At 67.0% G+C, this 12,121-nt stretch carries 15 protein-coding genes; 5 read left to right on the forward strand and 10 right to left on the reverse strand.

Annotation, left to right across the window (positions count from 1 at the left end; all coding sequences use genetic code 11):
* On the reverse strand, positions 1–468 hold a 468-nt coding region (locus ACRCUN_RS33025), incomplete at its 3' end, for an aldehyde dehydrogenase family protein (protein WP_462145819.1).
* A gap of 120 nt (positions 469–588) precedes the next feature.
* Between ACRCUN_RS33025 and ACRCUN_RS33030 the strand changes: the two genes are divergently transcribed.
* From ACRCUN_RS33030 to ACRCUN_RS33045, 4 genes are all read left to right on the forward strand, one after another.
* Positions 589–2,229, forward strand: coding sequence for a PucR family transcriptional regulator (locus ACRCUN_RS33030; RefSeq protein WP_462145820.1), 1,641 nt, complete (start codon positions 589–591; stop codon positions 2,227–2,229).
* Between the two features lie 179 nt (positions 2,230–2,408).
* Positions 2,409–2,795 (forward strand): DUF2237 family protein, encoded by a 387-nt coding sequence (locus tag ACRCUN_RS33035; RefSeq protein ID WP_462145821.1) that lies wholly within the window; start codon positions 2,409–2,411, stop codon positions 2,793–2,795.
* Positions 2,796–2,953: 158 nt separating this feature from the next.
* Positions 2,954–4,429, forward strand: coding sequence for a protein adenylyltransferase SelO (locus ACRCUN_RS33040; RefSeq protein WP_462145822.1), 1,476 nt, complete (start codon positions 2,954–2,956; stop codon positions 4,427–4,429).
* A gap of 42 nt (positions 4,430–4,471) precedes the next feature.
* The gene (locus ACRCUN_RS33045) at positions 4,472–5,176 is read left to right on the forward strand and encodes a dienelactone hydrolase family protein (RefSeq protein WP_462145823.1); all 705 of its coding nucleotides are present in this window, start codon (positions 4,472–4,474) and stop codon (positions 5,174–5,176) included.
* Here the strand turns inward: ACRCUN_RS33045 and ACRCUN_RS33050 are convergent.
* The 5 genes from ACRCUN_RS33050 to rplS all read right to left on the reverse strand — a co-directional run bounded on the left by ACRCUN_RS33050 (position 5,163) and on the right by rplS (position 8,787).
* Positions 5,163–6,386, reverse strand: coding sequence for an amidohydrolase (locus ACRCUN_RS33050; RefSeq protein WP_462145824.1), 1,224 nt, complete (start codon positions 6,384–6,386; stop codon positions 5,163–5,165). The genes ACRCUN_RS33045 and ACRCUN_RS33050 overlap by 14 nt on opposite strands.
* Positions 6,387–6,391: 5 nt before the next feature.
* Positions 6,392–6,697 (reverse strand): DUF2469 domain-containing protein, encoded by a 306-nt coding sequence (locus ACRCUN_RS33055; protein ID WP_003881082.1) that lies wholly within the window; start codon positions 6,695–6,697, stop codon positions 6,392–6,394.
* A gap of 63 nt (positions 6,698–6,760) precedes the next feature.
* Positions 6,761–7,522: a ribonuclease HII gene (locus ACRCUN_RS33060; protein WP_462145855.1), complete on the reverse strand. Its 762-nt coding sequence runs from the start codon at positions 7,520–7,522 to the stop codon at positions 6,761–6,763.
* 22 nt (positions 7,523–7,544) lie between these two features.
* A complete protein-coding gene (gene lepB, locus ACRCUN_RS33065; protein WP_462145825.1) occupies positions 7,545–8,378 on the reverse strand; it encodes a signal peptidase I in 834 nt (277 codons plus the stop codon).
* 67 nt (positions 8,379–8,445) lie between these two features.
* Positions 8,446–8,787, reverse strand: a complete 342-nt coding sequence (gene rplS, locus ACRCUN_RS33070) for a 50S ribosomal protein L19 (protein ID WP_067854222.1) — start codon at positions 8,785–8,787, stop codon at positions 8,446–8,448.
* Positions 8,788–9,087: 300 nt separating this feature from the next.
* Here rplS and ACRCUN_RS33075 point away from each other — a divergent pair, with 300 nt between their 5' ends.
* Positions 9,088–10,032 carry a serine hydrolase gene (locus ACRCUN_RS33075; protein ID WP_462145826.1) on the forward strand — a complete coding sequence of 315 codons (945 nt, stop codon included), beginning with the start codon at positions 9,088–9,090 and terminating at the stop codon, positions 10,030–10,032.
* A gap of 16 nt (positions 10,033–10,048) precedes the next feature.
* Here ACRCUN_RS33075 and trmD read toward each other — a convergent pair whose 3' ends face one another.
* The 4 genes from trmD to rpsP are packed head-to-tail and all read right to left on the reverse strand — an operon-like array spanning position 10,049 to position 12,011.
* A complete protein-coding gene (gene trmD / locus ACRCUN_RS33080) occupies positions 10,049–10,726 on the reverse strand; it encodes a tRNA (guanosine(37)-N1)-methyltransferase TrmD (protein ID WP_462145827.1) in 678 nt (225 codons plus the stop codon).
* Positions 10,727–10,738: 12 nt separating this feature from the next.
* On the reverse strand, positions 10,739–11,260 hold the full coding sequence (rimM, locus tag ACRCUN_RS33085; protein WP_462145828.1) for a ribosome maturation factor RimM: 522 nt from the start codon (positions 11,258–11,260) through the stop codon (positions 10,739–10,741).
* A gap of 17 nt (positions 11,261–11,277) precedes the next feature.
* Positions 11,278–11,520: an RNA-binding protein gene (locus ACRCUN_RS33090; RefSeq protein ID WP_003881089.1), complete on the reverse strand. Its 243-nt coding sequence runs from the start codon at positions 11,518–11,520 to the stop codon at positions 11,278–11,280.
* 8 nt (positions 11,521–11,528) lie between these two features.
* Positions 11,529–12,011, reverse strand: a complete 483-nt coding sequence (gene rpsP, locus ACRCUN_RS33095; protein WP_462145829.1) for a 30S ribosomal protein S16 — start codon at positions 12,009–12,011, stop codon at positions 11,529–11,531.
* Positions 12,012–12,121: the final 110 nt, after the last annotated feature.

Here is a 12,121-nt window from a genome sequence, read left to right on the forward strand (position 1 = left end):
AACCATCGCCGGGAAGTTGAACGGGCTGATCACACCGACCGGGCCCAGCGGCTGCAGCACCGAATGCACATCGACATTCGTCGAGGCGTTCTCGGTGAACCCGCCCTTGAGCAGACTCGGGATGCCGCACGCGAACTCCACGACCTCCAGGCCCCGGCTCACCTCGCCGAGCGCATCCGACAGCACCTTGCCGTGCTCGGCGGTGATCAGCGCCGCCAGCTCGTCCTTACGCGCGTTGAGCAATTCCCGAAACGCGAACAACACCGACGTCCGCTTGGCCAGCGACGTGTCTCGCCACCCCGGGAACGCCGCCACCGCCGCATCGATCACCGCACGCGCATCCTCCACACTGGCCAACGCCACCTCACCGGTCACCGCACCCGTCGCCGGATTCGTCACCGGGGCGGTTGCCGTCGAGCTGCCGGCGAATACCTTGCCGTCGCGCCAATGTTGGATGACTGTGCTCATGTATCGGGACCTCTCTGCGATGGTTCGACTGTCGTTTTCATGCACCACTTTGCGGCACCGACTACCTGTCATCGGCGGTCAATCTGTATTCGATCAGAAGCCGTTGATTACACTCTGTAAATGATCCCGACCGTGCGCGACGTCATCGAGCTGCCTGTCGTGCAAGCCGGTGTGCCCGAGGTCGTGAGTGCCGAACACCTCGACAGCCCGGTGCGATGGGTGCACGTCAGCGACATGCCCGACCTCGCCGGTCTGCTGCAGGGCGGTGAGCTGGTCCTGACCACCGGTTCTGCGCTGCGCGACGCGCCCCGCGATTATCTCGACCGCATGCGCACCGCAGGCGCCGTCGGCGTCGTCGTGGAACTCGGCACCCGCATCAAGTCCCTTCCCGCCTCGGTGGGCCGCATCGCCCAGTCGCTCGGCCTTGCGCTCGTGCTTCTGCATCGCGAGACGAAATTCGTCGAGGTCACCGAGGCGGTGCACCGGTTGATCGTCGCCGACCAGTACGAAGAACTGGCGTTCGCGCACCGCGCGCACCAGACCTTCACCGATCTGAGCATGAAGCGCGCATCCCTCGCCGACATCGTGCGGGCGGCCGCGGACATGGTCAACGAATCCGTCGTTCTCGAAGACCTGTCACACCAGGTGCTGGCGCTGTCGCCGCGTGGCGAACCGGCCACCGCGGTACTCACCGACTGGCAACGACGCTCGAGGGCGATGACCGAGGACTGGGCGACGACCACCGTGGGCCCCCGCACCGAGGAGTGGGGACGGCTCATCATTCCGCACCCGCCTGCCGCGCCGGCGAAGGCCAAGATGGTCCTGGAACGCGCGGCCCAGGCCCTGGCCCTGCACCGCATGGCCGAGCGCGGCCGCTCCGGACTGGAAAACCAGGCGCAGAGCGGCCTGATCGACGACGTGCTCGGCGGCCGCATCGCCGACGACCGTGAGGCGGACGCACGGGCTGTCGCGCTCGGATTGCGCGCGACCGGCCCCTATCTTCCGGTCACGGTGCGGGTGGCCGCACCGGCCGACCGGCTCGATCCGGTTGCCGTGCAACGGCGCAACATCCGCATCCTCGACGCGGTCACCCACAGCGTCAAATCCCAGGGCCACACCGCAATATGCTCAACCCGCCAGGACGGCGAGGTCGGTCTCGTGCTGGCCGTTTCGGCACGGCGCGGCATGAATCACGACGCGGCGCTCGCGCGCCTCGCCGAAGGCATACGCGAGGCGATCGGCCGGGGCGGTGAAGGCGACCGAGCCGGCGCCAAGGTAAGCCCGAAGGCCGGCCCCAAGGTCACGGTTGCCGTCGGCAGCAGTGCGTCGGCATTCGCCGAAGCCGTCCCGGGACTGCGTGAAGCCGCCCACGTCGCCGAGGTGGCGATGTCGATGACCGGGCTGCAACGTCCGTTCGTCCGCGCCTCCGATGTCCGCCTGCGCGGGCTGATCACGCTGCTCCATGACGATCCACGCGTACAGACCTTCGCCGAGACCGAGCTCAAGACGCTGCTCATCCACGATGCCGATCACGGTGAGAACGACTTGGCCATCCTGCGCGGCTATCTGGAGCTGGCCGGTAACAAATCAGCTCTGGCCAAGCGCCTGCACATGAGCAGGCCCGCGCTCTACAGCCGGCTGGACTCGATCCAGCGCCGCCTCGGCGTCGACCTCGACGACGGCGAGTCGATGACGTCGCTGCACGTCGCCCTGCTGATCCTCGACGCCCAGCGCAGTGCCAGCCCGCAACCGGCGCACTGAGGCGATTGGCGCGGTGAACCTGGGTGCGCCGAGTGTGCGCTGAGGGCGGTGGATCGGCTGTGCGGCCGCCCCTGGCGCACGCTCGGCGCCGAGGCTGCACTCGGAGCTGTGCACGCGACGAACTCACTGTCGCCTGGGATTGAGCGACCCGAGCAGAACGACCGCGCGATACTGGTGGCATGGCTGAGCGCAACGTCCTGGGCGGCCGTCTGGAGGAATGCGGCACCGACCCGCTGACCGGGTTCTACCGCGACGGCTGCTGCTCTACCGGGGACGCCGACCTCGGCAGGCACACCATCTGCGCCGTCGTGACGACCGAGTTTCTCGAACACCAGCGGTCCATCGGCAATGACTTGTCCACGCCCGCACCGCATTTCCGGTTCCCCGGGCTCGTGCCAGGCGACCGCTGGTGCGTCACCGCGGCGAACTGGCTGCGCGCCCACGAGGACGGGTACGCCGCACCGGTCGTGCTCGCGGCCACCCATGAGCGCACGCTCGACGTGGTGCCGCTCGAGGTGCTTTCGCAGTACGCGGTCGACGTTCCCGACGACCTCGCCGATATCTGAGAATCCCGACGTCTACTGCGGGTAATCGTCACGCCGGCGCCACCGGTCATACGGCGGAGTCTGCGGGTAACTGCTCCCGCTGCTCAGCGATGCAGACAGTGCCGCCGCCGCGAACTCATCGGGTGTGAGTCGATGGGATTTCTCCGTAGGCTCGGGGAGTGAGTGTGACACCGGAGACGGCGGTCGTCCTGGACAACCGCTTCGCGCGCGAGCTGCCGGAGATGGCGGTCCCCTGGCAGGCCGAAGCGGCGCCGGACCCGCGGCTGCTCGTGCTCAACGACCGCCTGGCCACCGAACTCGGGCTCGACCCGGGCCTGCTGCGCAGCGCTGACGGGCTCGGCCTGTTGCTGGGCACCACTGTTCCCAATGGCGCCACCCCGGTCGCACAGGCGTATTCCGGCCACCAGTTCGGCGGGTTCGTTCCCCGGCTGGGCGACGGCCGGGCATTGTTGCTCGGCGAACTGACCGACAGCGGCGGCAATCCGCGGGACCTGCATCTCAAGGGGTCGGGCCGCACACCGTTCGCGCGCGGCGGCGACGGGCTCGCCGCGGTCGGCCCGATGCTGCGCGAGTACATCGTCAGCGAGGCGATGCACGCGATGGGCATTCCCACCACGCGTTCGCTGGCCGTCGTGGCGACCGGACGCGACGTGTGGCGCGAGACCCAGTTGCCCGGTGCGGTGCTCGCCCGGGTCGCGAGCAGTCATCTGCGGGTCGGCAGCTTCCAGTACGCGATCCAATATTGCAATGCCGCACGTGATCTCGAGTTGCTGCGACGGCTGGCCGACCACGCGATCGCACGGCACCATCCCGACGCGGCGAACACCGACAACCGGTATCTCGCACTGTTCGACGCCGTGGTGTCGGTACAGGCCAGCCTCGTGGCGAAGTGGCTGCTCGTCGGGTTCGTGCACGGCGTGATGAACACCGACAACATGACGATCTCGGGCGAGACGATCGACTACGGGCCGTGCGCCTTCATGGAGGCCTTCGACCCGGCGACGGTCTTCAGCTCGATCGACCACGACGGCCGTTACGCATACGGCAACCAGCCGGCCATCGCCCAGTGGAACCTCGCCCGATTCGCCGAAACGCTCCTCCCGCTGATCGCCGACGACGGCGAGCAAGCGGTCGCGATCCTGACCGAGTCACTCGGCGGGTTCGGCGAGCGGTTCGATCGCGCGTGGACGGCTGGCATGCGCACCAAGCTGGGTCTTCCCTCCGACGTCGACGATGAGAAGGCACGGACACTGATCGAGGACCTGCTTGTGCTGATGCAGCAGAACCAGATCGACTACACGTCGTTCTTCCGCGCCCTCGGCCGCGCCGCCCGCGGTGATGCCGAGGAAGCCCGCGGTCTGTTCGCCGCGCTCTCGGCATTCGACGAGTGGCTCGGGCGCTGGCGCACATTCGGCCCATCGGCCGACACGATGGACGAGGTCAACCCGATCTACATACCGCGCAACCACATAGTCGAAGAGACGCTCGATGCGGCGACCGCAGGCGATCTCGAACCACTGCACCGGCTCATGGACGTTCTTGCCGCTCCGTACCAGGAACGCGCGGGCCTCGACCGGTACGCAGCACCCGCCCCGCAGGACTTCGGTGGCTACCGGACGTTCTGCGGTACCTGATCGCCGGTGACCCGCGGCCGCCGAGCCGCTACATTCGGTGAGGTGACGACGATCTCGATCACCACCCCGGACGGTCCGATCGACGCCCTGCTGGGCACTCCGGAAGACGCGGGGCCGTGGCCCGGTGTCGTGGTCATCCACGACGCGATCGGATACGGCCCCGACAACGAGTCGATCTCCACGCGAATCGCGGCCGCCGGTTACCTGGCGATCACCCCCAACCTGTATTCGCGTGGCGGGCGGGCCCGCTGCATCACCCGGGTGTTCCGCGAGTTGCTGACCCAGCGCGGCCGAGCGCTCGACGACATCCTCGCCGCACGTGACCACCTGTTGGCACATCCGCAGTGCACCGGAACCATCGGCATCGCCGGGTTCTGCATGGGCGGACAATTCGCGCTCATCATGGGCCCCAAGGGTTTCGCCGCATCCGCACCGTTCTACGGCACACCGCTCCCCCGTCGTCTCGACGAGACGCTGGACGCGTCCTGCCCCATCGTGGCCAGCTTCGGCCGTCGCGATCCCATCGGTATCGGCGCACCGGCGAAACTGCGCAAGGTTGTACAGGCCAAGAACATTCCCGCCGACATCAAGGTGTACCCCGAGGCCGGCCACAGCTTCGCCAATCAGTTACCGGCACAGCCGCTCATGCGCATCACCGGATTCGGCTACGACGAAGCGGCCACCGCCGATGCCTGGTCCCGGGTGTTCGCCTTCTTCGGGCAGCACCTGCAACCTAAAGCCAGCTGAGGGCAGCCACCACCAGGGCCTGTGTGCCCACATCCAGCGTCGGCTGAGTCGCGGGTGCGAACCCCGATGAGTGATTCACCGGAATGTCGGTGCCGACGCGGCCGGCGTCCGCGGCGGCGCGGTACACCTGCTCATCGATGCCGCCGAGCGCCCAATACGTGTAGGGGGCACCGAGCGCGACCGGGATGTTGCTGAAATCCTCACTGGCAGTTGCCTGACCGATCGTCTGCACCCGCGCGCCGAAGAACTCGGTGAACGCGTGGTGCACCCGGGCGGTGACGTCGTCGTCGTTGACGGTGAGCGGAAAGCTGTCGTAGCACTCGAATTCGGGGTCCTTCGGCGAATCCGAGGCCTGGCATTCGGCGACAACGATGCGCCGGATCGCGTCGAGCACCGCCGTCCGCACCGCGGGATCGTAGGTCCGCACGTTGAGTTCGAGCACCGCATGGTCGCCGATCACATTGCTCTTCACGCCCGACCGGATGCTGCCAACGGTCAGCACGACCGTCTCGGTGGGTGCGATCTCGCGGGACACGATCGTCTGCAACCGGATGACAATCATCGCCGCCAGCACAACCGGGTCGACGGTCGCATGCGGCATGGAGCCGTGGCCGCCGCGGCCGTGCAGGATGACCCGCATGCTGTCGGCGGCCGACAGGAACGGCCCGCTGTGCACACCGAGCATGCCGGCCGGCGCGGGCCCCACATGCTGGGCCAGCACCACGTCGACAGGCCCCACCAGATCGGGCAGGCCGTCATCGATCATGCCGCGTGCGCCGTCACCGACCTCCTCGGCGGGCTGAAACAAGGCGACGAGCGTACCGCTCCAGTGTTGCGTTGCCTGCGCGAACAATTCGGCCGCGCCCAGCAGGCACGTCACGTGGACGTCGTGTCCGCACGCGTGCATCACCCCGGGTTGCGTGCTGGCATACGGTAGGCCGGTCGCCTCGGTCACCGGCAGCGCGTCCATGTCGGCGCGCAACAGCACGGTCGGTCCGTCTCCGTTGCGCAGAATGCCGACAACCCCGGTCCCGCCGACGCCGTCGTGCACCTCCAGCCCGGCGTCGGTCAGCCGGGACACCACCAGAGCCGCGGTGCGATGCTCCTGATGCGACAGTTCCGGGTTCCGATGCAGATCCCGGTACAGCGGTTCCTGCCAGGCCCGCACCTCGGGCAATCCCGCCAGCACCGAATCGACCCGGTTGCCCATTTCGGCTACTCGGGCAGCCGTAGCTCGGGCTTCTCGACTTCCTCGATGTTCACGTCTTTGAACGTGATCACCCGGACCTGCTTGACGAAGCGCGCCGGGCGGTACATGTCCCACACCCACGCGTCGGCCAACCGGAGCTCGAAATACACCTCGCCCTCGGAGTTACGCGGGATCAGTTCCACACTGTTCGCCAAGTAGAACCGCCGTTCGGTCTCGACGACGTAGCTGAACTGGCCGACGATGTCTTTGTATTCGCGGTACAGCGAGAGCTCCATCTCGGTTTCGTACTTCTCGAGATCCTCGGCACTCATCTGCTCTGCTGTCCTTCTCGTAGGTCCACGGCCTCAATCACATTGTCTGCTCTTCGCGAGCACTCACCCAGTAGTCTGCTCTTCGCTCAAGCATTCGTCGCCCATCTTTGCGTACGTCCCATCGCCACGCCGCACGGGTACGCCCGTCGCTGCGGCCCGCCGCACGTCTGTCGTCGCTGCGGCCCGCCGCACGTTCACATACGAGTAGCGATGCTCCGGACACGGGCCCAGCTCTGCCATCGCCGCGGTGTGAGCCGGTGTGCTGTAGCCCTTGTGCTCGGCGAAGCCGTAGCCGGGGTGGTCACGCTCCATCGCGACCATCAATCGGTCGCGGCTCACCTTGGCGAGCACACTCGCCGCCGCGATGCATGCCGCCGCGGCGTCACCCCCGATGACCGGCAGCGACGGCACCGACAGACCGGGCACCCGGAAGCCGTCGGACAGCACATAGCCGGGCCGCACCGCCAAACCCGCGACCGCACGGCGCATGCCCTCGATATTCGCCACATGCACGCCGCGGCGATCCACCTCCACAGACGGGATGAACACCACGTGGTAGGCCAGTGCGTAGCGGCGGATCAGCGGGAAAAGGCGTTCGCGTTCCTTCTCGCCCAACTTCTTGGAATCGTCGAGCGCGGCCAGGCTTTCCAAGCGGTTCGGACCGAGCACGCAGGCGGCGACCACGAGGGGTCCCGCACACGCACCCCGGCCAACTTCATCGACCCCCGCAACCGGCCCGAGGCCGTTGCGATAGAGCGCAGACTCCAGCGTGCGCAGACCCGAGGACTTCCGGATCACCGTTCGAGGCGGCCACGACATCTTCACCTCGGAGGGCACGGGGCTGCTCCTAAGAGTTGGTCTGCGGATTCACGCTGCTGATCCCACCCCACCGGGATGGCGGCCATGCGATGAATCGTGCCTTACCGATCACATTCTCCACCGGGACGGTGCCGGCCATCGGGTCACCCGTGCACAGCAGACCCTTTTGCGCGTCCGCGGGCAGATTCGTGCAGTGCACCCGCGAATCCGCGGAGTGCGTGCGGTTGTCACCCATCACCCAGATACGGTCCTTGGGCACGGTGACCGGCCCGAATTCGTTGCCGAGGCACGGGTAGATGTTCGGATCGGCCATCATCGTGGTCGGATTCAGATAGGGCTCGTTCAGACGCTTGCCGTTGACCGTGAGACCGGTCGCCGCGCGGCACTCCACGGTCTGTCCGCCCACCGCGATAACTCGTTTGACGAGGTCGTTCTCGTCCGGCGGGACGAATCCGACGAAGGACAACGCGTTCTGCACGAACCGGATCGCGGTGTTGTCAGAGCGGATGGACTTGTAGCCGATGTTCCACGACGGCGGTCCCTTGAACACCACGACGTCGCCGGGCTCCGGCTCGGAGAACCGGTAGGTGAGCTTGTCGACCATGATCCGGTCGCCGACACAGCCCGGGCAGCCGTGGAGCGTCGGCTCCATGGATTCCGACGGAATCAGGTACGGCCGGGCGACGAACGTCAGCATCACGTAGTACAGGACGAGCGCGATGGTGACGAGGATGGCCCCTTCGCGCAAGGCAGAGTGCTTGCGCTTCGGGGATTCCTCGTTGTCCTCCGGCTGGGACGGTTCGGAATGGGTGTCGAGCTCGTCCTCCGACGACGCGTCGGTTGAGTCGGTGGATCCGGTCACGGGATCCACAGTAGCGAGCGTCGTATCAAGCTCTGTGCCGACAGCTGCGCCATGCGCGACGCGTCGCTCAGCGCTTTTCCTTGATCTTCGCCTTCTTGCCGCGAAGTTCGCGCAGGTAGTACAGCTTGGCCCGGCGCACGTCACCGCGGGTGACGACGTCGATGTGGTCGATGTTCGGCGAGTGGACCGGGAAGGTCCGCTCGACGCCGACGCCGTAGCTCTCCTTGCGCACGGTGAAGGTCTCGCGGATGCCACCGCCCTGGCGGCGGATCACGACGCCCTTGAAGACCTGGATGCGCTCCTTGGAGCCCTCGATCACCTTCACGTGCACGTTGACGGTGTCGCCGGGGCTGAAGGTCGGGATGTCGTCGCGCAGCGACGTCTGATCGACGAAGTCCAGCGTGTTCATCGGTGACACTTCCTTGTTGTTCGCGGCTCCGGTCAGTGAGCGCAGTCGCGCAGCCAGAGCTATCTTTTCGGGTGTATCGGGGTGCATCTCGCAGCGGGCGGGAGGTTCATCCGGCCCCGTCCTGCACAGACAACTGCTCAATTGTGCCAGATGGGTCCCCATCCAGTGAAATCCGGTGACGCGTTCCGCCGTTTGGCCGCCGTCACCACCGGCAACACTGAGTATGACTAACTACGCGCGCGGGCGGGCTCCCCAGCGGTTAGGCTGCACGGGAGTTCCAGCGAGGTTCGAGGGAGGGCGATGGAACGGCGGCCGTCGAGACTCGTGTCGGCGGCAGCGATCAGCGCGACTGCGTTGTTGGTCGTCACCGGATGCGAAGCCAGGGTGTACGGCACACCTTCGGATTCGCCGGCCGCGCCGCAGCTCACCGTGGTCGTACCGCAGGGCAGCATGGCCCCGATCCCAGAAGCCCCGCCCGATGAGCCGCCGATGAGCTTCGAAGGCCTGCAGGAACGCGCACTGCAGGCGACGGCCGTCGCGTCGGACGCCGGAGCCGACATCACCGTCCTTGTACTCGACCGCAACACGGGTCAGCTCGTCTCCAACGGCAACGGGACGACCATCGCGATCGCATCCGTCGTGAAGTTGTTCATCGCCGATGATCTGCTGTTACAGGAAGCCAACGGCGAGACGGTCATCAGCCCGGAGGATCGCAAGCAACTCGACGTGATGCTGCGGTCGTCCGACGACAGCGCGGCCGAGGTGTTCTGGAATCGCAGCGGCGGCAACTCGATCGTCACCCGCGTTGCGGCGCGCTACGGCCTCGGCTCGACGCGACCGCCCAACAACGGCCGCTGGTGGAACACCATCAGCACCGCGGCCGACCTGGTGCGCTACTACGACATGCTGATGAACGGCAGCGGCGGGCTACCCACCGAACAGGCCAACGTCATCCTGTCCAACCTCGCGCAGTCGACCCCGAACGCGATCGACGGCACCCAGCCCGGCGGCATCTACCCGCAGCGGTTCGGCATCCCCGACGGCCTCTACGCCGAGCCCGTCGCGGTCAAACAGGGCTGGATGTGCTGCGTCGGGTCGGACTGGATGCATCTGTCGACGGGCGTCATCGGCCCCGACCGCCGCTTCGTCATGGTGATCGGCTCGTTGCAGCCCACCAACGCCTCCACCGCACGCGAGACCATCACCGACGCGGTCAAGACGATGTTCCCCGACGGGCGTATCTGACGCCCGCGCGGCGGGCTCAGTCCAGCAGATCGGGGCGGCGCTCCCGCGTTCGCTGCAGCGATTGCTCATGCCGCCAGGCCGCCACCTTGGCATGGTCACCCGATAGCAGGACCGGCGGAACATCCAGGCCGCGCCAACTCGGCGGCCGGGTGTAGCTCGGCCCCTCCAGCAAGCCGTCGGAATGCGAATCCTGTTGGTGAGACGCCGGATTGCCCAGCACATCGGGCATCAACCGGACCACCGCCTCGATCATCACCAGCGCGGCCGATTCGCCACCGGTCAGCACATAGTCGCCGATCGACACCTCTTCGACCCGCATGCGCCGGGCGGCATCGTCGACGACGCGCTGGTCGATGCCCTCATAACGGCCGCACGCGAAGACGAGATGCCGCTCGCCGCTCCAGCGTTGGGCCACCTCCTGGGTGAACAACCGGCCCGCGGGCGTCGGGACCACCAAAAGCGTGTCGTCGGTGCATATGTCGTCGAGCGCCGCACCCCACACGGGCGCCTTCATCACCATTCCCGGTCCGCCACCGTACGGCGCGTCATCGACGGAACGATGTACGTCGTGGGTCCATGACCGCAGGTCATGCACGTCCAGCGTGATGATCCCGGCATCAATTGCCTTGCCAGGCAAGGACTGCCGAATGGGATCGAGATAGGCCGGGAAGATCGTGACGACGTCAATACGCACGGTCGGCCATCCTCAGCCCAGTTCCAGCAGACCCTCGGGCGGGTCGATGACGATTGTTCCGGTGTCCCGCGACACCGACGTGACGATGGCGCCGACGAACGGAACCAGGATCTCGCGGCCATCGCCGTCGGCCTTGACGGCGAGCAACTCCCCCGCCGCGGTGTGCAAAACCTCGGTGACCGAGCCGACCGGTGTGCCGTCGACGGTCACGACGCGCAGCCCTTCGAGTTCGTGGTCGTAGAACTCGTCGGGATCGTCGATCGCGGGAAGTTCGGCGGTGTCGACCAGAAAGACCGTGCCTCGAAGCTCGTCGGCCGCGTTGCGGTCGGCGACACCGGCAAGCCGGATCAACAACCGGCCGCCGTGCTCACGGACCGATTCGACGGTGAACGGTCGTTCCGCGCCGCCCTTGGCCCGGCCGCGCAGAACACCGCCCGGCGTGAATCGGGCGTCCGGATCGTCGGTGCGGACCTCGACGACGACCTCACCGGAAATCCCGTGAGCTTTGACGACCCGCCCGACAACCAGGTCCATACGACGACTACTGGCGACTACTGGTCGGTGTCCACCACGTCGACGCGGATACCGCGCCCACCGATGCCCGCGACGAGCGTGCGCAGTGCGGTGGCGGTACGGCCACCGCGGCCGATGACCTTGCCGAGATCATCGGGATGCACGTGCACCTCGACGGTCCGGCCGCGGCGGCTGGTCACCATGTCCACACGCACATCGTCGGGGTTGTCCACGATTCCGCGGACGAGGTGCTCGACCGCGTCGACCACGACAGAACTCACTGGACTGCTCAGCTCTCGCTTGCCGAGTCGGCGGCAGCCTCGTCAGCCTTGGCCTCGGAAGCCTCGGTGGCCGCCTCGTCCTTGGCGGCGTCCTTCTTGGCGGGCGCCTTCTTCTTCTTCGGCGTGGTGGCCTCGGTGGTGCCGCCGCTCTCGGCCTCGGCGAGAGCCGCGTTGAAGAGATCGAGCTTCGACGGCTTGGGCTCCTTGACCTTCAGCGTGCCCTCGGCGCCCGGCAGGCCCTTGAACTTCTGCCAGTCACCGGTGATCTTCAGCAGGGCCAGAACCGGCTCGGTGGGCTGGGCGCCGACACCCAGCCAGTACTGCGCGCGCTCCGAATCGATCTCGATCAGGCTCGGCTCTTCCTTCGGGTGGTAGCGGCCGATGACCTCGATGGAGCGGCCGTCTCGGCGGGTGCGCGAATCGGCGACGGCGATGCGGTACTGGGGATTGCGGATCTTGCCAAGCCGGGTGAGCTTGATCTTGACAGCCATGGTTAAGCGTTTCTCCTGTGGTGTCACGCTGCAATTCGGCGATGCGGGCGGAATTGCCCGATCCGGTTTTGCCTTACGTGTATGACCGCCGCGCAGCACATCTAACGGGT

The organism is Mycobacterium venezuelense (assembly GCF_054919535.1).